A 25,428-nucleotide genomic window follows, 5' to 3' on the forward strand; every position below is an offset into this window, starting at 1 on the left:
CGCTTTTTTATATCTAAATATTCTGATGATTAATCAAAAACTTGTTCCATAGTGATTCCTAATGAATCTTCTATTTCATCAAGTTTGCTCATCTCTCTTTTAGTTACAATACATAAAGAAGTACCTGATTTACCTGCTCTTGCTGTTCTACCACTTCTATGAGTAAAGTACTCCATTTTATCAGGAAGTTGATAGTGGACAACGTAAGCAAGGTCTGCAATGTCAATACCTCTAGCTGCTAAATCTGTTGCTACCAAAATTTGCAATTTATTACCTTTAAAAGCACGCATCACTTTATCTCTTTCTTTTTGAGATAAATCACCGTGAATAGCTTCAGCTTTAAATTGCTTACCATGTAATTGTTTAGACACTTGTTGAGCTTCTGCTTTTGTTCTTGTAAAAACAACTCCTCTAGCATCTCCCTGTGTTCTAATGAACCAGTTTAATGTTTCAATTTTTTGTTTTTGCTCAGCAAGAATATATTCAAACTTTATCTTTTTGTTGATAACGTTAAATGGATTCACCTCGATACGGAACGCATCTTTATCCATATGCTTATTTACAATCTCATTGATGCCTGCAGGGAAAGTAGCAGAGAACAACCATGTTGCTTTTTTATTTGTAGTAAGACGAAGAATTTTAGACAGGTCTTCTTTAAATCCCATGCTTAGCATCTCATCAGCCTCATCCATTACTACTGTTTTAACACCAGATAGATCGATAGCATTACGGTCTACTAAATCTAATAAACGCCCAGGAGTTGCAACAACTATATGTGTTGGTCTCTTTAGGTTATTGATTTGTTGATCTATTGAAGCACCACCATATACAGCCTCACAGAATACTTTATGATAGTATTTTGTAAAACGAAACAATTGCTTCTGAATTTGTTGTCCTAATTCACGAGTGGGTGAGAGGACTAATGCTTGAGGTTGAGAATTTTTAGGATTTACAGCTTGAAGAAGAGGAAGGCCAAAAGCGGCTGTTTTTCCTGTACCCGTTTGTGCTTGTCCGATAAAATCAGTTCCTTTTGTGATTAGAAATGGGATTGATTTTTCCTGAATAGCCGTCGGTTCTTCAATACCATTTTCTTTTAATGCTTTAATTAAAGCATCTTGAATTCCTAATTCCTTGAATGTCATCTTTTTCTTTTTATTTCTTGACGAACCACAAAGGTAGGTTTATTTATTGGGAAAATAGAAAAAAGACCATTTCATATAGAATCTTTAAGAAAGAGCATAAAAAAAGGACTGTGGGGAAGCAGTCCTTTTTTATTAAATGCGATATACATTTACCCATTCAACATAAATTAACTTAGGATTGTCTAAAAACATCTCCTTTGGTAATTGAATGTCTATGTAGGGGAGGTCTTTTACAGACGTTTTTAATTCAGAGCCTTTGAATGTTGAAACATACTGAGGCTGTCTTGGATTTGAGGAATAAAATTGCTCAAATAAATTTTTCTTGTCGGTATTAGAATAAGCTTTAAAACCTTCTAGCCTATCAAAAGGCATTCTTAGTGTTATTTCTTCGGGCCAAACATGCCCTTCTGGACGAGTAATTGTACCCTTTCCTATGTCTGAAATTTCAGTAAAAACTATGAGTTTCTCATGGTCTAATGTATCACTAGTTTCAACTTTATGAAACCCTTTTACAGCCTCGTAGCGCACATCAGTATTTACTTCATCAGAACTACTACAGCCTAAGCAGAAGAGTGTAATAGCAATCAATAAAATACTTTTCATTCTGTTAATAAATCGTGAAGTTTAAATTCCGTGTTTTAATTTATAAAATACCGAAGAAAAAATTATATATTTTTAATATTATAACATAAAAAAACGCTTTACAGTATAATTTTTCTTCATAAAGTTTGAAAAATTACTGTAAAGCGTAAATTTTTATTTGTAAACTACGTTTGTAGCTAAATTAGTAACCTAGTTTGATAATATTCAGATTGTTAGAATATTCACTTGCAATAGCCAATTCGTTTGTTCTTTTAATGTAAAGTAAACCACTTGGTCCATCTGTAGAAGATTGTATTACTCTAGCTTCTCTTTTTAAGCTACTATTAATTTTTATAATCACGTTTTCTTTATGGTCTGCTCCCCATGCTGTGATATAATAGCTCATTGATTCGTTAAAAGTGATATCTTCTAAGTAAGGAAATTCGTTAATGGTTAAACGCAATTCAATTTCTTTACTTCTTAAGCTGTAAGTGTAAACTCCTCCACCAGTTTCTTGAGAACTTAGAATCAAGATTTCTCTTAATTTTTTATCGTAATATAATCCAGTTGGATTAATGATATCAGAACTGATAACTTCATATTTCTTAGATTTTATGGTCATTTTAAAAACCTTAGAAATAGATTTATCCGAGATGTATAAATGTGAACCATCACAAGCTATACTATGTAATGCAGTAGCACCATCAATATTTGCTTCAAACACTTGTTTAGAGGTCTTTAGTTGGTAACCAACTACTCTATTAGAATCAGCTACATATAAAATACCACCATAGGTTGTTAACCCTCTTGGGTGTAATAAGTCTTTAGCAGCAAAAACAGCACCTCCTCGGCGACCTCTTTTAATAATGCCATGATTACCAGGAGAACTAATATAAAATAGTCCTGACTTTTCATCAAAAGCTACATCAGTAGGCGTTATAAGTTTTGCATCAGGATCGGCAGTAATTGTCTTTTTGTTTTTTTTCTTTTTGCCTTCATCTTTTTGGGCAAAAACAGTACTCGTTAAAGTTAAACAGAAAAAGAAACTAAAAATTATCTTATACATACTAAAAATTTTGTCTGCAGTTTTATTCACATGCAAATATAGTATTTACTTTATACAACTATGTTTCAACAAGTAATAAAGTGTTAAAATATTATTTTATTCAATGTTGTTATGCATTAAAGAAGTCCCTTTTTTATGGCTTTAGTAGCTAATTGAATCAAGTTATTCACACTGTTTTTCTTGATCATGTTTTTTTTGTGCTTATTAACTGTTTCTGTAGAAATACTTAGTTCCTTAGCAATTTCTTTGGCATTTAGTCCATTCGAAATTTGAATGAGGATTTCTAATTCTCTTTCAGATAAATTAATTTCTGGAGTTTGGTCTGTAGGGGAGTAAGTAAACTTTTTAATATCTATATGATGTATGTCTTTATTGATGATATTAAAAAAAGAGAGTTTATATTCCTGAATAGTAGAAATATGAGATATATCAGTAATACTAGAATAGAATTTTGTAATCTGACCATTTTTAATTTCTAAAGGAATATTCTGTTGCATAAATTGATTAATCATCCCTTTAGAATTGTTGATTCTAAAAGTAAAACTTGATCTATAATTACATTCAAGATCTTTATAGAATAGGTAGATGAAATAATTAAAAAGCTTGTTGATAGAGTAGAGATACACTCCTATATCTTGTTTTAAGGTTATTAAATCAAGGTTCTTGATTAATACGGATAAATCAGATTCTACCGTAGGGAACTCTAAATTGACACCTCTATTTTTTAAGACTAAAAAAGTGAATTTTTCAACATCAATAATAAAATCTACAGTGGGCCCAAGGTAGTTAAAAGAACTACTCTGTTTAAGAATAGTATTACTTTGGTTATAAGATATATCTGTATTAGAAATTATTTTTTTTCCTAAACCTTTATTTTTATAAATGTAAGTAAGGTCTGTAATAAAATCTGTAGTAGCTAAGTCTATCATAAGAGTAGTATGGAGTGAATATGTTAGTTAAATCAATTTTAGCATTACAGCTTTTTTTATTGTATTCATAATATTAGAAGTGCCAGTTTTTGCAGTAATATTTTTCTTATGCGTACCAACAGTATGTACACTAACATTAATTTTATCAGCTATTTGTTGGTTAGACAAACCATTACTCACTAAAAATAGAATCTCAATTTCACGATCAGATAATTGAGTAGTTCTAATATTTTGCTCCAACTCTTCTTGAGAACAAATAGAATGAAAAGAAAATTTATGTATTGACGTGATAATACTAATTCCTTCTTTACCAATATTCTGAAAATGATCTTTAATAATAGAGACAGAAGCAGAACAAATTGCAATCTTATTATCTGTGGTTAGTTGATCTATTGAAACTTCACAAACACATTCTGAAATGGAAGTATCTTTTCTGACTAGAGGGAAATGAAAAAACACATTGTAATCATTATATGTAGTGATATGTTGATGTATAAATGTGTTGTAAATATTTATATAATTTTCAATATTTTGATCAAAGAAACTACTATCTGTAAAATGAAAATCTGAATTATTTAGAATTTCATTTTTAATATAACCTGTTTCATTTTCAAAGTTATCTGATATACTTGAAATTGTAAGGTTTATGCAGTCGTAAGTAAAGTGAAAAGTATTACCAAGACTCAGGTATGTATCAAACCTAGTATTCTTGTTCATTAAAGTGAGTAGTAAAAAAGTATTTTTAAATCTGCAGTATTTAGTAGAAGCAATTTAATGGATTATTCTAATAATTAAATAAAAAAGCAGTAAAGAATCGAAATCCTTTACTGCTTTTTTATAGTTGATGTGTGTTATGTGTTACGCTAACGCAGCAATGTATAAGTTAATTGCAGATAATAAACCAATAACCCACATTACTTTTGATACTCTTTTAATTTGACCACTACATAATGCAATGATTAAATAAGACAGAAAACCAAATGTTAAACCATTACTGATACTGTAAGTTAAAGGCATTAAAATAATAGTTAAGAAAGCAGGCGCTCCCTCTACTAAATCACCAAACTCAATATCTTTTATATTTTTAAACATATAAATACCTACCATTACTAATGCAGGAGCAGTAGCAAATGCAGGAACAATAGTTACAATTGGAGCAAATAATAATGCTATTGCAAATAAAGCAGCTGTAACTACAGAAGCTAAGCCAGTTCTAGCACCCTGAGCAATTCCTGAAGCAGATTCAATATATGTTGTTGTTGTAGATGTTCCCAAAACAGAACCAATTACTGTAGCCAGTGAATCAGCTTCTAATATTCTTCCAATTTTAGGAATATTGCCCTTTTCATCCACCATTTTAGCTTCATAAGAACAAGCAACAATAGTACCTACAGAATCAAATAAATCAACAAACATGAATGAGAAAATTGGCGCAATAAAAGCTAAATCCAATGCACTCATAATGTCTAGTTTAAAAGCAATAGGTGACATAGATGGAGGTAATGAAACAATTTCTGATGGTAAAGCTACTTCACCCATGCCCATACCTACAATTGTCATTACTATAATTCCAATTAGAATTCCTCCTCTAACTTTCATTACTTCTAAAACAACTATAAAGATTAATCCTAATAGAGCAATAATAGTTGGTGTACCTAAGTGCCCTAAACCAACTAATGTAGCAGGGTTAGAAACCACTAGACCCATATTTTTAAAACCTATAAAAGTAATAAAAAGACCGATCCCAGCCGATGTAGCCAAACGCAATGATAAAGGAATTGCATTTACAATTTTTTCCCTAACACCTAAAACAGTAAGTAGTATAAAAGTAATTCCTGATATAAATACAATACCTAAAGCTGTTTCCCATGGTAAACCTCTACCAAGAACTAAAGCATACGTAAAAAATGCATTTAATCCCATACCAGGAGCCATTGCAAAAGGAACTCTCGCCCATAAAGCAGCTAATAAAGTACCAATTAAAGCTGCCACACATGTAACAGTAAATAATGCACCTTTGTCCATGCCTGCTTCTCCTAGAATACTAGGATTTACAAATATGATATAGGCCATTGTAAGGAAAGTAGTTACCCCTCCAATTACTTCTTGACGTTTGGTAGAACCGTGTTTTTTAATATTAAAAAAACGTTCTACAAATCCATTTTCTGCCTGTGAATTATTCATTTCAGGTTTTGTTGTAGTATTAGTAAATTAATTGAATTGGTTGCAGTAAAATTACCATGTTAAACGAACTGCTGCTTGTGGTGCAGTTACAGATAATTCACTGTTGTAGTGCATATATAAATCTAAACCTACTTCAAGTTTAGTAAACTCGTCAGGCATAAAATATTGACCTAAATTGTAAAGAATTCTTGGTTGAGCAAGAAAATCTGTTCCCCACATATAGTTGTTATTTTCTGTATCAACTCCATTTGGAATAAAATCGAAGAAACCTTGTAAACGGATTCCTAATTTTCTGGATAATGGGATATCATAAACACCTGTAATTTGTGCTAAGTTAGATTGCTGACCAGCAAAAATTGCAGACTTATAGTATACCATCAACTTTAAGAAAGTATCATAGTTTGCCGTTTTAAAAGTGACACCTAAACCACCTAAAAGTGCATAATAACCAGAGTAAGATACGTTTAATTGACCTTCTGCAGAGAAATCTTTGAAAATCCAGAAACCACAATCTTTACCTGTAATTTTATTTAATGATAACCACGGAGACCATTCTGTATATAAACGAATAGGACCTTCTGTACCTTCAACTGGTGCACCTGTTGTAGGATCAAAAATTGGAACTCCATTTTGATCAAATTGAAGATCAGGAATCATATTGTCTGCAGCCATAAAGTTAATGAACGCATAATTACCACCGTAACTCCATTCAGAAACGTGGTCTAAAGTTAATAGCCACATATTTCCATTGTCAGTATTGTTACCAAACTGAAAATCTTTATTGCCACTTCCATAAGCAATTTGACCAAAAGTAGAATTGTAGTTCTGAGCAACTGACTTTGTTGTTGTCAGAAAGAGTACAGAAACGAATAACGTAAGAAGTGATAAGTTTTTCATGATCTTGTTAAACCAGAGTTGAATAAATAAAAGAATTAGAAAAGAGAAAAGGAATATTTCCTGCTCTTGTATGAACAGATAATATTCCTTTTTCTAGAATAAAAAATGTATAGATATGCTTTCGTAAAGTTGTAATTGAATACGACCTATTACTATCGCCTTTATCTCGAGATGCGTCTATTAAACTACCTAAAAAACTAGCAAACATTAATGCTATTATACTTGCACCATTATTTTGGTAAGGTAAACTCTTAGAAGTGTTTAAAACGTTTTTATTACGTTTAAAATGAGAGGTTTTATAAAAAGGTAATGAAAATAAAGAGAATAAATTAGTAACTCTTTTTTTACATGACTTTAACCTACGTGAGGCTGTAGTGTTAAGCTTTATGTCCTTTTTATGAAGCAAGTTTGTATTGTAGTTTCGATAGAAGTTGTGCAAATGTATTATTTAGTTTTTTAATTTTATAACATTTTGTTAATTAATGTAATATTTAAGGGTAAAGTAGGATTTTTTTACTTCTGTTTATTTATTAATTTTTACTAAATTGAACTCACAGATGAAAATGCTTATCTTATACATATCTTAAAATTTCGTTATTTAAATAATCAGATGAAGTCTACTATCACAATTGTACTGTTAACCCTATTTTTATGCGTAAATAATAGTTTTGCTACCAAAGAAAAAGATAAATTAATACCCGTAAGTAAAGACAATAAATGGGGATATTGTAACACTTCTAAGGATTTGGTAATCAATTATTTATTTGATGGTGTTGAGCCCTTTAATGACAGTGGACTTGCCATAGTTACTGTTAAACAGAAAAAAGGTGTAATTGATTTAAATGGTGAATGGGTAATTAAACCTAAATATTCAGAAATAAGACAAACTCTGAAAGACCAAGAATATATTGTCTATAACACTAAGAACAAAGCAGGGATTATTAGTGGTAGAGAAGAAAAATTATTACCAATAAAATATGATAGTATCCGAGTTTTTGATCAATTCGATACTTATTTGGTATATCAAAATAATAGCTGTGGATTGTATAGTGTTAAAGAAAGGAAGTGGAAGATAGATCCAGTTTACAAGTCTTTAGTTTTTGATATAAATAACTTTCTTTTGATAGAGAATGAGCAAGGTGTGGGTATTTTAGATCCAATATCATATAGTATGATAACGGAGCCAAAAGTCTCTCATTCTAAAAGTAGAGGAATTGCAACAACAGAATTAATCACTTTTGATAAATGGGATGATATAGCGGCTATAAAAACTGTAAATGGTTATAACCTTATCAATAAAAAAGGAGAATTACTTACTCAACCATCTGAAAGTCAAATTAGAGAGATTGATACTGAGTATTACCAATCGCAAGGTTTTGATATTGCAGATAATGCCCTTTATATATCTAAAAATATAATTTATTCACTAGAAGAAGATGGTACTATTGTAACAACTGAGTTAGAAGATCATAAAATAAATCCTCATCCAAGTTTTGAAATAAAAAAGGTAACAGCTGGAAGTTATGTTCTTTTTAATGACGATGAAGAAATCCCTCTTAAATACGATAGTTTAGTTTATTTTAATCATAGAGTTTTACAAGGTATATCTTTTGATTCAGAAACTGGAGAAACAAAACATACATTGATATCTTTAGATGAAGAGAGCTTAGGTGAAATTCTAGTAAATGATTATGAATCTTTGAGGAGTTATTCTCCAGTGTTAGAAGGAGACAAACCTGTAGAATGGATTATTGTAATGGATGATCAAAATAAGCAAGGGGTTTATGATATAGACTTACATGAGTTTGTTGTGGATATTAAATACGATCAACTTTATACACCTTATGTAGAAGAATATGGATTATTGATTGTTGGTAATAGAGGTGAAAAATATGCTTTTTATGATATAAATAAACAAAGCCTAGTTACTGATATGAGGTATGAATCTACTGTAGGACTTGAAATTGAACTTACACATAAAATACTTTTATTGGAACGAAAAGTGAAAGATGGGCCAGCACGTCAAGTAACTGATCTTTATTCACTAAAGGATAAAAAGTTAACTGGTACTTCTATCAATGGGCATGCAATATCTATGAGACACCAAAAAGGGACTGTGCATTACAGTAATAACCGTAAAGGCTGGGAGCAAAATATAGATTATCAATTTTCTGAGTTTGCCCCAGAACATTACGCTTTTATGTTCTTACAAGATAAAGGTGAAGGGAAAATTGGAATTGGCTTTTTGGATAAGGATTTTAATACCGTTTTTCCATCTAAATATGCAACAGTAGAATTTGTAGAAGAAGGTAACCCTTATTTAAAAGTAACAGATTTTGAATTTAACGAAGGCATTGTGAAAACAGACGGAAGTGTTGTAGTTCCGTTAGGTAAATATGTAAGTGTAGGGGCCATGAAAGATGGTATGGCACCTGTTGTAGATCAAAACGGAAGGTCGTTTTATATTAATGAAAAAGGAGAAGAGTATTCTGTAAATGATTGATATGTAGTTCTTTATAATTGATTTTGATTGGTTAATATCGTATATTAAGAATAATAGTTAATTCTAATAACTAATTTGTTGAGTAAAACTTGACAGATTTTTTATCTCTACAAATTTATCCAAGCTAAAGTTTTTCAAGTCAATCAATTGATGAAAAACTATTATTAACCAAATCAAAAACAACTATGAATGCTGCAAATGACCAAAATGAGTTCAAAAAACTCTTTGATTCCTACCGTAAATCAAAAAGTAAAGAAGTAAAAAGTATCTCATTTTTGGATTACTTAGAAGAGGTTCAAAAATCTTCAGAATTATCAGATTTAGCCCATAAACGGATGTATAAATCAATTACATCAAATGGCTTTTCTAATCTTGATACTGAGAAAGATGTACGTTTAAGAAGGATTTTTGGACCTCATACAAAACTTAAAAGTTATAATTTTTTTAAAGATGAATTTTTCGGAATTGAAAAGGTATTACAAAAGTTAGTACGTTATTTTCATTCTGCTGCTTTAAAAGGTGAAGAAAGTAGACAAGTTCTGTTTTTAGTAGGGCCTGTTGGTGCTGGTAAATCATCATTAATAGAAAAATTAAAAAGTGGTTTAGAAGAGTCTACCCCATTTTATTTTTTAGAAGGTTCTCCAATGAATACAAACCCTTTATTGGCTATTCCAAAAGAATTACGCCCAGAAATGGAAAGTAGGTTAGGAGTAGAAATAGAAGGAGAATTAGATCCCGTTACCCAATATATTCTTGATAACGAATACAATGGTGATTTTACAAAGTTTAAAGTTATCAAAAGAGAATTTAGTATTCGAAAAAGACATGGAATTGGGATGGTCCCTCCAGTAGACCCAAATAACCAAGATACCTCTGTTTTAATTGGGTCTGAAGATATATCGAAATTAGATAGATATAGTGAAGATGATCCACGAGTGTTAACACTTAACGGTGCTTTTAATGTAGGAAATAGAGGATTAGTAGAGTTTATAGAGGTATTTAAAAATGAAATTGAATACTTACACGTAATGTTAACGGCTACTCAGGAGAAACGAATACCTGCTCCAGGTAAACATGGTATGATTTACTTTGATGGCGTAATATTAGCTCACTCTAACGAGGCAGAGTGGAACAGGTTTAAAGCAGACCATACAAATGAAGCAATCTTAGACCGTATTGTAAAAGTAGAAGTACCTTATGTATTAGAAATATCAGAAGAGATAAAAATTTACAAAAAAATAATTAATAAGTCTGATTTTAATGCACACATAGCACCGCATTCTTTAGAAATAGCCTCTATGTTTGCCATACTTACGCGATTAAAACCAACCAATAAATGTGATTTACTTACAAAACTTAAGCTGTATAATGGTGACGAAGTAACTGAAAATGGGCAATCGAAACGTATAAATGTTCTGGAGTTAAAAGAAGAACATGAAGATGAAGGAATGAGTGGTATTTCAACACGATTTATCATGAAATCATTAGATAACGCATTATCAGATACTGAAACAAATACAATACATCCAATTGCAGTTTTAGATGCACTACAAACCAAGTTAAAAGAAGAACCAATGGCAGGGGATGTAAAAGATGGTTATATGCACATCTTAAAGGATATTTTATATAAAGAATATCTTAAAATGCTAGAGGGAGATATTACTAAGGCATTTGTACATGCTTATGATGAACAAGCTGAATCATTATTTCAAAATTACTTAGACCACGTAGAAGCTTATGTGTTAAAACGTAAAGTAACTGGCCAGAATAATGAAGAACTTGATCCTGATGTGAAGTTTTTAGAATCTATTGAACAACAGATAGGAATTTCTGGGACGGCTGCAGATGGCTTTAGACAAGATGTAATGAGCTACGTGACGCATATTCTACGTCGTAATGGAGAGTTGCATTATTCTAGTTACGAACCATTGAAAGAAGCGATAGAGAAAAAATTAATGGCTTCGGTAAAAGATATTACTAGAATAATTTTAAAAGCTAAAACAAGAGATGATAGCCAAAAATCGAAATATAATGAAATGGTAAATCAAATGATAAGTATGGGCTACAATGAAGAAAGTGTAGAAGCTGTGTTATCGTTTGCATCAAATAATTTGTGGAAAGACTAATGTTTTCACCTCTGCTATTTATATAGAGTAGCAGAGGTATTTCACATCATTATTTTAATTAAAAACCTCATTATGGCTATTTTTAAAGAATTTAGTAAACAGAAAAGAGATCGTTCTGTAGCAGATAGGCAGCGTCATAAAGATTTAGTGAAAGATAAAATAAAGAAAGGTATTGCTGATGTAATTGCGAACGAATCTATTATTGGACAGAACAAAGACAAAAAAATAAAAGTACCAATTCAAGGTATTAAGGAGTACCGATTTGTGTATGGTTCGAATAAAAGTAAAGGAGCTGCTCAAGGAACGGGACAAGAACAAAAAGGACAAGTTATTCAAGATCAAAATGCACCAGCTCAAAAAGGACAAGGTAAGGGAGAAGCAGGACAAGACCCTGGTGAAGATATATATGAAACAGAAATAACTTTAGAAGAGGCTATTGGGTTAATGTTCGAAGACTTGGAACTTCCTGATATGGATAAAAAGAAATATTTTCAGACAGACACTGAGGTATTTCGAAAATTGGTGGGATATCAGAAAAAAGGCATTCGTGCTCGTTTATCAAAAAGAAAAACCATGATGAACAGGATTAAACGAATGAAAGCTAAAGGGATTGATAGTACCACAATGCCAGAAGACGAAGAAGTGTTTCCTTTTCATAACGATGATTTAGTTTATAGAAGACTTCAGGTAGATACAGAAGAACATTCGAATGCAGTTGTAATGTGTTTAATGGATACGTCTGGCTCAATGGATCAAACAAAGAAATATCTTGCTCGGAGTTTCTATTTTATGTTATATACCTTTTTACAAACAAGGTATGAAAACACTGAAATTGTTTTTATAGCCCATCATACAACAGCAAAAGAAGTTACCGAAGATGAGTTCTTTCATAAAGGAGAATCAGGTGGTACAATAATATCTTCAGCCTATCAAAAAGCATTAGAGATTATTGAAGAAAGGTATAACCCTGTTCTTTGGAATATTTACGCATTTCACTGTTCAGATGGAGATAATTTTTCATCTGATAATAAAAAAGCGATTGAGTGTGCTACAAAACTTACTGAGGTCTGTAATCTATTTGGGTATGGTGAGATAAAACCTGATATGGGGTATTCTTGGTCTACAATGTTAGATGAATACAAGAAAATTGAAGAAGATAATTTTGTTTGTTTAAGAATGAGATCGAAAGATGCTGTATGGCCTGCTTTAAAGAAATTTTTAAATAAGGACAAGACTAACTCTTTAATGGATTAAAGAACTTGAAGAACCAAAAAACAATACAATTATGGACTGGACATTAGATGATTTAGCCCGTTGGAACGATAAAATAGAAAGAATTGCTCAAGATTGTGGTTTAGATTATTACCCACAGGAATTTGAAGTTTGTGATTATCATGACATGATTGGTTACCAATCATATGTTGGTATGCCCTCAAGGTATCCTCATTGGAGTTTTGGGAAATCTTTTGAAAAACAAAACACCATGTATAAGTTAGGTATGTCTGGTTTGGCCTATGAAATGGTTATTAACTCCAATCCATGCTTGGCGTATCTTATGATCGATAATCCATTATCTATGCAAGTATTGGTAATGGCACATGTATATGGACACAATGATTTTTTTAAGAATAATATTAATTTTTCGCATACAAGAGCTGAGTTAGCATTAGAATCATTTAAGTTAAATGCAGATAGAATTAGATCTTATATAGAGACACCCGGAATTGGTTATGAAGGTGTAGAGAGAATTCTTGACGCAGCACATGCTATCAGTTTTCATGTAGATAGAAACCAACGTATTGTAAGGTTGTCTGAAGACGAACAAAAGCTGAGACACTTTGGACAATTAAACAGAGAAAGAGCAGCATGGGACGATTTAAAAATTGATGTTGATAAAGAAGAAGAGTTTATTCCAACCTTATCAGAAGATTTAATATTATTTCTAATTGAACATAGCCGTTTTTTAGAAGATTGGGAAAAAGATATATTGAGAATAGTACGTGATGAAACATTGTATTTTCTCCCCCAAATGGAAACAAAAATTATGAACGAAGGATGGGCCAGTTTTTGGCATTATACAATTCTGCATAAACTTAATTTACCACCGGCAATGCATGTAGATTTTATTCGTTCACATAATCAAGTAATCCGTCCTCATTTAGGAGGATTAAACCCATATCATATAGGCTTTACGCTAATGACACATTTGGCAGGGAAAAAAGATATGTTTGAATACGAAATCAATCAACAAATATTTGACGTGAGAACTATAGATAGAGATGCTTCTTTTTTAAGACGTTTCTTGACTCAAGAATTAATGGAGGAAATGGGTCTTTTTGAATACAATCAAAATAATGGTCAAGTAAAGGTTTCTAATGTATCAAATGATTTTAAAGGTTGGAAAGAAGTAAGAGATACATTAATTGCACAAACAGGAACTGGGAGTATTCCTATTATAAAAGTGAAGGGAATTGCTCCATTATCAAATACATTGCAGTTACAACACGAGTTTGATGGTAGAGAATTAGAGTTAGGATATGTAAATAAGACATTGGCCTACATTTCAACTTTATGGTCAGATTTTCCTGTTGTTTTGAATACAAATGTAGATGGAAAAGAAGTGAGTTGTGAATATAAAAATGGAGAGTTTTCGGTTTCTCAAAATGAAATAGATGACGAGTAGCATTTATTTGTGTAAACAAGTATCGTAAAATGAACACCTTTTTTATAAAAGTTATGATTTTTTACATCTTATTTGTCCAAAGATTGTGATCTACAAAGTCTTGTATACTGTATTATTAAATAAAATATAACCTTGTAAGTAGCTGTTTTATAGTTGTTTATGAGGTTTTTTTAACATTATTTTTTTGGTTGGATATCAATCAATATCAAAAGTGATTCTTGTCACTTAAAAGGTGTGATTATGCTTACTGTTGAAGTATTTAGACATTAATAGTTTTGTCTTATAATCAACTAATATTTTAATATGGGAAAATCGATACTACGTTACATAATTCCACCACCTGAGTGGAGATTTGCGGCTATCATTTCCATAGGTATGTTAGCTGGAGTAGCTACTTACACACTTTATGTGTCGAATGCTTTTTCGTATTTATCAGATGATCCGAAAGCGTGTGTAAACTGTCACTTAATGGCTCCAGAATATGCAACATGGCAACATAGTTCGCATAGAGAAAATGCTTCTTGTAATGATTGTCATGTTCCGCAGGACAATATTTTTAACAAGTATTTCTTTAAAGCGAAAGATGGATTATACCATGCGAGTATGTTCACATTAAGGTTGGAACCACAAGTAATTCAGATTAAAGAAGCAAGTAGCGACGTAGTACAAGCCAATTGTGAAAGATGTCACAATAATTTGAATGAAAATATTGGATTATTGGACAGCAACACAAAAATGGCGATACACGGAGAAGGTAGATTATGTTGGGATTGTCATAGGGAGGTACCTCATGGCAGAGTCAAAAGTCAATCTTCAACTCCAAATGCTCGGGTACCTGTGAAAGGAAGTCCAACACCTGCATGGTTAAAATCCATTATGGATAAATAATCAGCGGGAATTTATAACAATAGATAATATAAGGTAACAAACAACCCTATTTACAAATGTCACTTAAAAAAATTATAAATGATAAACCTGCAGTAGGTTGGCTAATATTTGCTCTAAGTATGGGAGTAGTATTTGGCTTAGGTTTATTAGCTTCTTCAATTACAGAAAGAAGATTAGAAGGGGAGTATTTAAATGCTCAAAAAAGACCTATCGCAAAGTTAGAACCAAGAAATGAAGTTTGGGGAGAAAACTACCCAAGAGAATTTGAATCATATTACGAAACTAAAGACACTACTTTTAGAAGTAAGCACGGCGGTGGAGCTATGATTGATATGTTAGAAGAAGATCCAAGATTGGTGATTCTTTGGGCAGGTTATGGTTTCTCTAAGGATTACAACCAAGGTAGAGGTCATGCTTATGCAGTAGAAGATATTCATAATACTTTAAGAACAGGTGGTCCTTTAAACGAAAATGAAGGTCCTATGCCAGCTACTTGTTGGACTTGTAAATCTCCAGACGTTCCAAGATTAATGAACGAGTTAGGAGTAGAGGAATTCTATAAAGGAAAATGGGCACGTCATGGTGCTGAAATTGTAAACCCAATTGGGTGTGCAGATTGTCACGATGAAAAATCTATGGACTTGAAAATTACTCGTCCTGCATTAATTGAAGCTTTTGAAGCACAAGGAAAAGATATTTCTAAAGCATCTCACCAAGAAATGAGATCATTAGTTTGTGCACAATGTCACGTAGAATATTACTTTGATAAGAAGTTACCTGGTAAAGAAGGAACTCCTTACTTAAAATTCCCTTGGAAAGACGGTATGACTGTTGACGACATGGAGAAATACTACGATAACATAAACTTTAGCGATTGGACGCACAAATTATCACGTGCTCCAATGTTGAAAACTCAGCACCCAGATTACGAATTATTTACAGAAGGTATTCACGGTCAAAGAGGTGTTTCTTGTGCAGATTGTCATATGCCTTACAAATCTGAAGGAGGACAAAAATTCACAGATCATAAATTACAATCTCCTCTTAACAACGTTGCAAATTCTTGCCAAGTATGTCATAGAGAATCTGAAGGTAGCTTAATCAAGAGCGTTTACGAACGTCAAGATAAGATTATTGAAACGAGAAATGAGCTTGAAAAAATGTTAGTAAGAGCACACATCGAAGCAAAAACTGCTTGGGATAATGGTGCTACTGAAAAGCAAATGGAGCCAATCTTAAAAGCTATACGTCACGCACAATGGAGATGGGACTTTACTGCGGCATCTCATGGTGGTTCTTTCCACGCTCCTGTAGAAATGGGTAGAATTGTAGCTACTGGTATGGATAGAGTATTAGATGCTCGTGTAAAATTAGCACGTCTTCTTTCTAAATTAGGTGTTGGAGATGTTCCTTATCCTAATATCCAAACTAAAGCACTTGCTCAAAAGTACATTGGAATGGACTTGAAAAAGTTAGAAGCTGAGAAAGAGAAATTCAAGGAAGAGTTACTTCCAAAATGGATTGAAGAAGCTCAAAAACGTGAGGCAACTTACGATGAGAAATTCTATCAATCTAAATAATAAGGTAGTTTAAAACACTCATCTTATACACAAAGACCGTTGATTTTAATAATCAACGGTCTTTGTAATTTATAAACATTGCATTTGCATTTATTTGATACAAACGCATTTCGTATTGCTACAATAAAGAATTTTCCATCAGTCTGTAAAAAGATTGAAAACATTATAATTTACTAGAAAAATGACAAGACCAACACACGAACAACGCACTCCTCTATGGCAATTTCCATGGGGTTATGCCGAATCTTTTATTTTTGGTATTGGATTGTTTTTAACCGGCTGTATTCTTCAATATACTATTGGTAGTGTTAAAGCTGTACACTATCCGTTAAACATGTATTTTATGCTAACCTTTTGGTTTGGGTTAGGCTTTGTTCATTATTTTGCAAAAAAGACTTCTATAGTAAAGTGGTTACGTTCTGTGCCATTAGCTGTTGCATCTTCAGTTCTCGTATTAGTTTTGGTTGTGGTGATGGGAACAATTCCTCAAGCATCTTACGATCCAACTATAGCATTAGATCCTTTAGGTTTTTCTAATATGACAGAAAGCTGGCCTTTCGCATTTGTCATGTTTTTAATGTTAACAAACTTAGGTTTAGCAACATGGAACAGGATTCTTCCATTTAAAGTAAAGAACTTAGGTTTCATTTTTAATCACTTAGGCTTGTGGGTAACAGTTGTTGCAGCTGGGTTAGGTAGTGGAGACCTTCAACGTTTATCAATGGATTTATATGAGGGGAAAACAGAATGGAAAGCTTACGATAAAGATTTAAATGATGTTGAATTACCGCTTGCCATCAAACTTAATAAATTTTCAATTACAGAATTTCCACCTAAAATAGCTTTTGCCAACCGAGAAACAGGTAAAGTGATGAGCAAAGGAGAGAATGCTTTTGTAATGATTGACCCTGATTTAAAGGCATATTTATATAAAGATTGGAAAGTTGAAATTGTAAAATACCTTTATGAGTCTGCCCCTGTAAATGGTATATACCAACAATTTAATGATGATGGAGCGGCACCTGCAGCTTTGATTAAATTGACAAATCAGAAAACAGGAAAAATAGTAGAAGGGTGGATTTGTGCAGGTTCGTTCCGTTTTGATGGAGCTACTTTACAAGTAGACGATGAATATGAAATTGGTATTTTACCTCCAGAAGCTAAAAAATTTAGTTCTAATGTTACTTTATACACAAAAGACGGAGAGCAAAAGACAACTGATTTAGAAGTAAATTACCCTATTGAAGTAGGAGGTTGGAAAGTATACCAATTAAGTTATGATGAACGCTTTGGACGTTGGTCTAAATTAAGCGTAGTAGAATTGGTGAGAGACCCATGGTTACCAGTGGTTTATATTGGTATCTTTATGATGATGATAGGTGCAGCTTACATCATTTGGACTGGCCAAAAACAAGCATAGTTTAAGTAGTTACTTTCAGAAAAAATATAGTGTTATGACACATTTTGATACTTGGGTTACATTCCCATATTTTTCAGTTGGAGCAATTATCTTATGGTGTATTGCTGGTTTCTTGTTGTTTAAAAGTGAAAAAAAATCATCCAAAGAAAAAATAGCATTACTTGTTGCTCTTGGAGGAGTAATAATGATAGGTGCATTTATAACAATATTGTGGATATCTTTAGAACGCCCTCCTTTAAGAACTTTAGGTGAGACAAGATTATGGTATGGCTTCTTTTTATCTGCAGTTGGACTTATTGCCTATTTACGATGGAGATATAAATGGTTTGTAGGGTATAGTTTAGCTATGGCCTCGTTGTTTTTATTAATTACTTTATCTAATCCTGATACGTACAACAAAGCATTAATGCCTGCATTACAGAGCCCTTGGTTTGTTCCTCATGTGGTGGTTTATATTTTTGCTTATGCTTTGTTAGCAGCGTCTTCTTTAGTGGCATTCCATGGATTGTATCAACATAGTAAAAATCAGCTAGTACAAGAAACATTAGATATGGCTAATAACTTGGCATATATAGGTTTAGGATTCTTGACTTTCGGTTTATTATTTGGTGCTTTATGGGCAAAAGAAGCTTGGGGACATTATTGGACTTGGGATCCAAAAGAAACATGGGCATTTTTAACTTGGTTAAGCTATTTAACGTATGTTCATTTAAGATACAGACACCCTGATGCTATTAAAAAACCATTATGGGCATTGGCTTTATCTTTTGGAATTTTGTTGATATGTTGGTTTGGTGTAAATTATTTGCCTTCAGCACAACAAAGTGTTCATACTTATACTCAATAGAAAAATATTTAAGTTAAACAATGATGTTTGACCTCAAAAAGCCATGGAAATCGATTTTCATGGCTTTTTTGTGATTAAATACCGAGAAATTTGCATTTTATCTTCAATTTAAGGCGCTTAAAAGAATAAAAATATGTTCTTTTGCAGTTGGATTTTTGTTATTAATACGTTTTGGGAATATTTAGAAATATGGCGCGAAAAGATTCCGGTGAGAAGAAGCCGCGTTTAGATAAAGGGAGCATGCAAAAACTGAAAGGTATCTTTCGTTTCATGGCTCCATACAAGGGAAGTTTTACACTGGGTTTAATCAGTTTATTCTTTTCTAGTACAGTGTTGTTAGCTTTTCCTTATTTAACAGGTAGCTTAATAGATACAGCACAAGGACAAAGTAAAATTCCATGGTTATCAGACTTAACGCATGTTGGGTTGGCATTAATGGGAGTATTATTAGTTCAAAGTATTTTTTCTTTTGCAAGGGTTTATTTCTTTGCAGTAGTGAATGAAAATGCAATGGCAGATTTACGTCGTGAACTTTATAGAAAGTTTATGTCGTTACCTATGTCATTTTATGATAAAAATAGATCTGGTGAATTATTTAGTAGAATTACTGCAGATGTTGCCGTACTTCAAGATACATTCTCTACAACGTTAGCAGAATTAATTCGTCAGGTAGCCACATTGGTTTTGGGTGTTGCTATTTTATTTGCAACAAACCCTAAGTTAACATTATTCATGATTTTAACTTTTCCATTATTAATTGTAGTTGCAATTGTATTTGGAAAGTTTATCAGAAAATTATCAAAAGGTACTCAAGATGCTTTAGCTAAAGCAAATATTGTTGTAGAAGAAACGCTACAATCTATTGGTACTGTTAAGACCTTTGCTAACGAAGACTATGAAGTAAAACGTTACTCTTCAACTTTAGATAAAGTAGTAGGTATTGCATTAAAGTCTGCAACATTTAAAGGTGCGTTTATTTCATTTATCATCTTTGTTTTATTTGGTGGTATTGTAGGCGTATTATGGTACGGTAGTTATTTAGTATCACAAGGTTCTATTACTGTAGGAGACCTCACTTCTTTTGTACTTTATACTATGTTTATTGGTGGTTCTATAGGTGGTCTAGGTGATATTTATGGAGCTATCCAGAAAGCAGTAGGAGCTACAGAAAGGGTACAAGAAATTTTAGAAGCTGAATCGGAACACGAAATTAATAAAGAAGAAATTCCTCGTTTAGAAGGAAATATAACTTTAAAAGATGTGCGTTTTGCTTACCCAACTCGTAGCGAACTTGAAGTATTAAAAGGTGTAAACCTTGAAATAAACAAAGGAGAGAAAGTTGCTCTAGTAGGTAAGTCAGGTGGAGGTAAATCTACAATTGCACACTTACTACAACGTTTCTATGAAATCAATAGTGGAGACCTTATAATTGATGGTAAGTCTGCTAAAGATTTCAACCTAATAGGCTATAGAAAGCACGTAGGTGTTGTTCCTCAAGAAGTATTACTATTTGGTGGTACTATTGCAGAAAATATTGCTTATGGTAACCCAGAAGCTTCTCAACAAGAAATTGTAGAAGCTGCTAAGAAAGCAAATGCTTTAGAGTTTATCGAGAGTTTCCCAGAGGGTTTTGAAACTCTTGTAGGAGAAAGAGGAGTGAAATTATCAGGGGGGCAACGTCAGAGAATTGCTATTGCAAGAGCTATCTTAAAAGATCCTGCAATATTAATTTTAGACGAAGCAACTTCTGCTTTAGATATAGAATCAGAAAAACAAGTTCAAGAAGCATTAGAAACGCTAATGGAAGGAAGAACAAGTTTAATTATTGCACATAGATTATCTACAATTCGTAATGCCGATAAAATTGCTGTTCTCGAAGAAGGTACAGTAAAAGAAATTGGTAAACATGATGAGTTAATTGCAGATTCTGATGGCTCTTATGCTAAACTTATTCAGTTGCAAGAGTTTTAAAAATACACTAAAATCCTTTTAAAAAGGACTAAAAATATTAAAGGTTAGATATAGGACTTTCAGTTTTATATCTAACCTTTCTTTTTTCTTGATATATACCCTTAATTACTATATGTTTGTTATACCAAACGAACAGAGATAGTGTAACACAATAATTGTGTTGCAAAAAATATTACTGTCAACAGCCAAAAAAATAATAACACTAAACACAAAACACAATGTTCCAAGATAATTTTGCACCCCCAAAAGGCTCATTTACTTTTACAATGATAAAGCCTGGTGAAGAAAACCAAGATAATATTGGTGAGATTTTGACGATGATTCATGAAGCAGGTTTTCGTATTCAAGCTATGAAAATGATACGATTACGCACAAAGCAAGCTGAAATGTTCTACCGTCATTTAGCAGAGCAACCTTTCTACCGCGATGTTGTAAATTACATGACTTCAGGGCCTGTTATTGCAGCAGTTTTAGAAAAAGACAATGCTGTAAAAGATTACCGTAAATTGATTGGTGCTACAGATCCTACTAAAGCAGAAGAAGGTACAATCCGTAAGCGTTTTGCTAAATCTACAGATAGAAATGTAGTTCACGGTTCTGATTCTGATGAAAATGCAGCAGAAGAAGCTTCTTTCTTTTTCTCATTTAGCGAGAGATATAACCAAGATGGTCACTGTTTCTTCGGATGGGGGAAATAAATCAACTATTAAATTGAAAAAAGAAGTCTTGTATTGTAAAAATGCAAGACTTCTTTCTTCTTACAAGAAGAATATATAACCACTTTACTTTTTTGATATGCCGCAACCTAAATTAAAGGAAACTCTATCTTATTGGTCAGAAATATTTAATGGATCAATAGAAAATAATTGTGTATCATTTAATAATGAAATTGCAAAGGGTAGTATTAAAGGTGTTTTTTTTTCAGATGATTTATATCTTTTACAGTTTGATATTTTTCTAAATCAACAACTCTCTGATTTAGGTGAAAACCTAGTTGATGATAGTGATTATGTAAATTTTTTATTTGGTCAAACGGAAGTGAATACGTCTAAGCATATAACTTTTGAAGTGGAGGAAAGAATAGATCTTCGTGGCGTTGTAGTATCGAATAATAAGAAAAGCCTTAATTGGTTCCAACCTGCTAATATTCCTTTGAAACTATTGTTACTAAAAGTAAGTAAGCAGAATTTTACAAGGTTGGTAAATCAATCAGTAAGTTTAAAAAATAGTATAAAAAAAGAGGAATCATTTACAAAATTTGATAACCTAGACCCCGTGATGTTAGGTACTTTATTGAGGATTTTTGAAATAGATGATCCTGTATATGGTCAAGAATTAATGGAACATTGTTCTAATTATCTCATTACATTAACGATGTCTAAATTATCTAAGAATTCCTTAGATAATGACGATTCATCATTAAATATGACTGCTTTATTTCACGCAAGACAATTGATAATTGATAAAAAAGGAGCAGATATACCTATAGATTTTTTAGCTAAAGAGGCGGGTATGAGTGTGAGTAGATTGAGATTATTATTTAAAACATTTTTTGAAGTACCCATTTATCAATTTCAGCAACAAATACGTTTAGAAGAGTCGAAGAAATTACTTTTAGAGGGTGAGAAAACACAAGCTATGATTGCTATGGATCTAGGTTTTTCCACTTCAAGTCATTTTACAGCTGTTTTTAAAAAATATTATGGATATACTCCTAAAGAGTTTAAGAAAAATAATACAGCTTAAGTATATTCAGTAGACAAAAAAATAGTCTTCTTATTTAATATAAAAAGACTATCCTTAGCTATAAAAAGTGGTGTTAAATTGTCATATCCATTAATACATGTGGAATACCATCTTCCATAAATTCATCACCTTTTACTTCAAAACCCTCTTCAGCATAAAACTTTGTAATGTAGGCTTGAGCATGTAGATAAACACGTGTTCCTTCTGGTGCAATTTCTTCAATTTCAGATAAACTAGCTTGTAATAAAGCATTACCAATTCCTTCCCCTCTAAAATCTTGAGATACAGCAAAACGACCTAGTTTATATCCTTCTTCTGTAGTATAAAAACGACAAACACCAGCAGGTCTTCCATCATCTAATACTAAAAGGTGATATGCTTTAGGTTCTAGATCATCAAACTCTAAAGAGAGATCAATTTCTTGCTCATCAACAAAAACTTCTTTTCGTATTTGCATTACAGCAGGCCACCAATCAGATTCGATGCCTTTAAAAATAACAATTGATAATGTATCTGACATTCTTAATTTATTAAGGTTAATACAATGAAAATGATGAAACCGACCCATAATTGAAATTACAGATCGGTTTCATCATTTTCAACAATACAAATATCGTTAAAAAAGTGATGTTTTCATATGATTAGTCATCAAGACCAAAAGCATCAATATATGCAAGAATACCACCTTCAAGGTTTTCTAGGTTTGTATAACCTTTCATTCCTTCTAAAGCAGCAATTGCATTAGCTGAACGCTTGCCACTACGACAGTGGATAATTACACGCTTGTCTTTACTGATTTTTTCTTCTGCTTCATCAATAACGGTAGCTAAAGGAATCAATACTCCGCCAAGGTTAGCCTCGTCGAATTCGTAGTCCTCACGCACGTCAATTAATTGGAAGTCTGCGCCACTATCTTGTAAATCTTTTAATTCTTCTACAGTAATACTTTTCATAGTACGTTGAATTTAGTTTGTATTTTGTAATTTTATCAAACCTTTGGGTATAGAACAAATTATTGGCAATAAAAAACATTCAAACGTATGAAAATCGAATTAAATAGAGTAAATGAAGGGGTTCGTTTTGAAGCAACTTCAGAAGAAGGAAATACATTACACATTGATGCTGGTAAAGGTAAAATGGATGGAATGGGACAAGGTTCAGCTTTTAGCCCAATGCAATTAGTATTAACTGGAGTAGCAGGATGTGCTGTTTTTGATTTGATTCATATTTTAAAGAAACAACGTCAAGAAATTCAAGATGTAAAAATTACTATTGACGGAGAAAGAAAAGATGCAGTACCAGCACCATTTGAAACGGTAAATGTTCACTTTAAATTATTTGGTGACATTAATGAAGGCAAAGCAGAAAGAGCTGTTGCTTTAGCAGTTGAAAAATATTGTTCTGTTGCTGAGATGGTAAAATCTACAGCGACAATCACACATTCTTTCGAAATTATAAAATAAATATCTTTATCAACATTTTATAAAGTTGCTGTAAAGACGTTAAAGTTTTGAACTTTATTAATCTCGATATTAATTAATTGACTGATATTGATTAATATTGAGATTGATTGTGTTTAATCAAATTCGTTTGATTAATAATAAGAGGATTAAACTAACAGAGCTGTATGAGCCAAGAGGATAAAAAATTTGAAACCATTGCGGTAAGAGCACAAACAGAGCGTTCACATAACAGAGAACATTCTGTGCCAATTTATGCAACTTCAAGTTTCACATTTGAAGACGCAGACCATGCAAATGCATTATTTTCTGATGAAGTAGAAGGTAATATCTATTCAAGATATTCAAATCCTAATAATGATGAGTTTATTGATAAACTTGTTCAATTAGAGGGGGCTGAAGCAGGAATTGCAACATCATCAGGTATGTCTGCAATGTTTTTAAGTATTGCATCTTTTGTAAAGAGTGGTGATCATGTAGTTGCATCTAGATCTTTATTTGGTTCAACTCATCAGATCTTAACACAATTGCTACCTCGTTGGGGAGTTTCTCATACGTATGTAGATTTTGATGATTTAGAAGGCTTTGATAAAGCTGTTCAGCCAAATACTAAAATGATATTTATTGAAACGCCATCTAATCCGGCTATCGATTTAATAGATATTGAAGCATTGGCTAAAATAGCAAACAAGCATAACGTTATTCTTAATGTGGATAACTGCTTTGCTACTCCATATATCCAAAACCCAATTGCTTTGGGTGCTCATATTGTAACGCACTCTGCAACTAAGTTTATAGACGGGCAAGGTAGAGTGTTAGCAGGAGCAATTCTTGGTACAAAAGAACATATGGATGAGGTAAAATTCTTATCTAGACATACAGGACCAGCTTTATCTCCTTTCCATGGTTGGATCTTATCAAAATCATTAGAGACACTTGCTGTTCGTATGGAGAAGCACTGTGATAATGCTTTAAAAGTAGCACAGGCTTTAGAGGGTTTTCCACAAGTGCAAATGGTGAAATATCCATTCTTAAAGTCTCACCCACAATATGATTTAGCAAAAAAACAAATGCGCTTAGGTGGTGCAATAGTTTCTTTTGAAATTAAAGGTGGAGTAGAAGCAGGTAAGAAATTCTGGGATAGTTTAAAAATGGTATCAAGATCTTCAAACCTTGGAGATACTCGAACAATTGCTACGCACCCAGCATCTACAACTCACTCTAAATTAAGTGAAGAAGAAAGATTATCAGTTGGTATTACACCAGGTTTAATCCGTATTTCTGTAGGTTTAGAACACCTAGACGATATTATTGGAGATATTAAACAAGCGTTAGAAGCGTAGAATATCAAGTTATTTATAAAATAAAATGCTCCTCAAATTAAATTTGAGGAGCATTTTATTT

The 25,428-nt window shown here is 32.3% G+C and carries 23 protein-coding genes; 13 read left to right on the top strand and 10 right to left on the bottom strand.

Going from position 1 to position 25,428, the window contains the following annotated elements; translation table 11 throughout:
• Window positions 1-29 precede the first annotated feature (29 nt).
• The 8 genes from KM029_RS17470 to KM029_RS17505 form a co-directional block, all read right to left on the bottom strand.
• Entirely contained in the window at window positions 30-1,142 is a 1,113-nt protein-coding gene (locus KM029_RS17470; RefSeq protein WP_144074470.1) for a DEAD/DEAH box helicase, read from the bottom strand.
• A gap of 132 nt (window positions 1,143-1,274) precedes the next feature.
• On the bottom strand, window positions 1,275-1,745 hold the full coding sequence (locus KM029_RS17475) for a hypothetical protein (RefSeq protein WP_144074471.1): 471 nt from the start codon (window positions 1,743-1,745) through the stop codon (window positions 1,275-1,277).
• Between the two features lie 181 nt (window positions 1,746-1,926).
• Window positions 1,927-2,790, bottom strand: a complete 864-nt coding sequence (locus KM029_RS17480; RefSeq protein ID WP_144074472.1) for an NHL repeat-containing protein — start codon at window positions 2,788-2,790, stop codon at window positions 1,927-1,929.
• 116 nt (window positions 2,791-2,906) lie between these two features.
• Window positions 2,907-3,719 (bottom strand): helix-turn-helix transcriptional regulator, encoded by an 813-nt coding sequence (locus KM029_RS17485; protein ID WP_144074473.1) that lies wholly within the window; start codon window positions 3,717-3,719, stop codon window positions 2,907-2,909.
• A 27-nt stretch (window positions 3,720-3,746) separates the two neighbouring features.
• Window positions 3,747-4,436: a response regulator transcription factor gene (locus tag KM029_RS17490; protein ID WP_144074474.1), complete on the bottom strand. Its 690-nt coding sequence runs from the start codon at window positions 4,434-4,436 to the stop codon at window positions 3,747-3,749.
• Window positions 4,437-4,577: 141 nt separating this feature from the next.
• On the bottom strand, window positions 4,578-5,903 hold the full coding sequence (locus KM029_RS17495; protein WP_144074475.1) for an NCS2 family permease: 1,326 nt from the start codon (window positions 5,901-5,903) through the stop codon (window positions 4,578-4,580).
• A 51-nt stretch (window positions 5,904-5,954) separates the two neighbouring features.
• Window positions 5,955-6,800, bottom strand: a complete 846-nt coding sequence (locus tag KM029_RS17500; protein ID WP_144074476.1) for a hypothetical protein — start codon at window positions 6,798-6,800, stop codon at window positions 5,955-5,957.
• A gap of 7 nt (window positions 6,801-6,807) precedes the next feature.
• The gene (locus KM029_RS17505) at window positions 6,808-7,206 is read right to left on the bottom strand and encodes a hypothetical protein (protein ID WP_144074477.1); all 399 of its coding nucleotides are present in this window, start codon (window positions 7,204-7,206) and stop codon (window positions 6,808-6,810) included.
• Between the two features lie 204 nt (window positions 7,207-7,410).
• On the opposite strand from KM029_RS17505, the gene KM029_RS17510 reads away from it, so the two are divergent.
• The 11 genes from KM029_RS17510 (at window position 7,411) to KM029_RS17560 (ending at window position 22,564) form a co-directional block, all read left to right on the top strand.
• On the top strand, window positions 7,411-9,303 hold the full coding sequence (locus tag KM029_RS17510; protein ID WP_144074478.1) for a WG repeat-containing protein: 1,893 nt from the start codon (window positions 7,411-7,413) through the stop codon (window positions 9,301-9,303).
• Between the two features lie 185 nt (window positions 9,304-9,488).
• On the top strand, window positions 9,489-11,429 hold the full coding sequence (locus KM029_RS17515; RefSeq protein WP_144074479.1) for a serine protein kinase: 1,941 nt from the start codon (window positions 9,489-9,491) through the stop codon (window positions 11,427-11,429).
• Window positions 11,430-11,501: 72 nt separating this feature from the next.
• The gene (locus KM029_RS17520) at window positions 11,502-12,683 is read left to right on the top strand and encodes a YeaH/YhbH family protein (protein WP_144074480.1); all 1,182 of its coding nucleotides are present in this window, start codon (window positions 11,502-11,504) and stop codon (window positions 12,681-12,683) included.
• A gap of 31 nt (window positions 12,684-12,714) precedes the next feature.
• Window positions 12,715-14,112 (top strand): SpoVR family protein, encoded by a 1,398-nt coding sequence (locus tag KM029_RS17525; RefSeq protein WP_205125445.1) that lies wholly within the window; start codon window positions 12,715-12,717, stop codon window positions 14,110-14,112.
• Window positions 14,113-14,415: 303 nt separating this feature from the next.
• Window positions 14,416-15,000 carry a cytochrome c nitrite reductase small subunit gene (gene nrfH / locus KM029_RS17530; RefSeq protein ID WP_144074482.1) on the top strand — a complete coding sequence of 195 codons (585 nt, stop codon included), beginning with the start codon at window positions 14,416-14,418 and terminating at the stop codon, window positions 14,998-15,000.
• Window positions 15,001-15,056: 56 nt separating this feature from the next.
• On the top strand, window positions 15,057-16,580 hold the full coding sequence (nrfA, locus tag KM029_RS17535; RefSeq protein ID WP_144074483.1) for an ammonia-forming cytochrome c nitrite reductase: 1,524 nt from the start codon (window positions 15,057-15,059) through the stop codon (window positions 16,578-16,580).
• 181 nt (window positions 16,581-16,761) lie between these two features.
• Window positions 16,762-18,000, top strand: coding sequence for a cytochrome c biogenesis protein ResB (locus KM029_RS17540; protein ID WP_144074484.1), 1,239 nt, complete (start codon window positions 16,762-16,764; stop codon window positions 17,998-18,000).
• 34 nt (window positions 18,001-18,034) lie between these two features.
• Window positions 18,035-18,847: a cytochrome c biogenesis protein CcsA gene (ccsA, locus tag KM029_RS17545; RefSeq protein ID WP_144074485.1), complete on the top strand. Its 813-nt coding sequence runs from the start codon at window positions 18,035-18,037 to the stop codon at window positions 18,845-18,847.
• Window positions 18,848-19,036: 189 nt separating this feature from the next.
• Window positions 19,037-20,818, top strand: coding sequence for an ABC transporter ATP-binding protein (locus KM029_RS17550; protein WP_184679436.1), 1,782 nt, complete (start codon window positions 19,037-19,039; stop codon window positions 20,816-20,818).
• Between the two features lie 218 nt (window positions 20,819-21,036).
• A complete protein-coding gene (gene ndk / locus KM029_RS17555) occupies window positions 21,037-21,516 on the top strand; it encodes a nucleoside-diphosphate kinase (RefSeq protein WP_126614896.1) in 480 nt (159 codons plus the stop codon).
• Between the two features lie 97 nt (window positions 21,517-21,613).
• On the top strand, window positions 21,614-22,564 hold the full coding sequence (locus tag KM029_RS17560) for a helix-turn-helix domain-containing protein (RefSeq protein WP_144074486.1): 951 nt from the start codon (window positions 21,614-21,616) through the stop codon (window positions 22,562-22,564).
• Window positions 22,565-22,637: 73 nt separating this feature from the next.
• On the opposite strand, the gene KM029_RS17565 is transcribed toward KM029_RS17560, so the two are convergent.
• Both KM029_RS17565 and KM029_RS17570 read right to left on the bottom strand, forming a co-directional pair.
• The gene (locus tag KM029_RS17565) at window positions 22,638-23,084 is read right to left on the bottom strand and encodes a GNAT family N-acetyltransferase (protein WP_158631095.1); all 447 of its coding nucleotides are present in this window, start codon (window positions 23,082-23,084) and stop codon (window positions 22,638-22,640) included.
• A gap of 121 nt (window positions 23,085-23,205) precedes the next feature.
• Window positions 23,206-23,517, bottom strand: a complete 312-nt coding sequence (locus KM029_RS17570; protein ID WP_144074488.1) for a rhodanese-like domain-containing protein — start codon at window positions 23,515-23,517, stop codon at window positions 23,206-23,208.
• Between the two features lie 87 nt (window positions 23,518-23,604).
• Between KM029_RS17570 and KM029_RS17575 the strand changes: the two genes are divergently transcribed.
• Complete coding sequence (locus KM029_RS17575; protein WP_144074489.1) at window positions 23,605-24,027, top strand: OsmC family protein; 423 nt, start codon at window positions 23,605-23,607, stop codon at window positions 24,025-24,027.
• Between the two features lie 164 nt (window positions 24,028-24,191).
• Window positions 24,192-25,367 carry a trans-sulfuration enzyme family protein gene (locus KM029_RS17580; protein WP_144074490.1) on the top strand — a complete coding sequence of 392 codons (1,176 nt, stop codon included), beginning with the start codon at window positions 24,192-24,194 and terminating at the stop codon, window positions 25,365-25,367.
• The last annotated feature ends 61 nt before the right edge of the window (window positions 25,368-25,428 follow it).

The sequence above is a fragment of the Flammeovirga kamogawensis genome (assembly GCF_018736065.1).
GTDB lineage: Bacteria > Bacteroidota > Bacteroidia > Cytophagales > Flammeovirgaceae > Flammeovirga > Flammeovirga kamogawensis.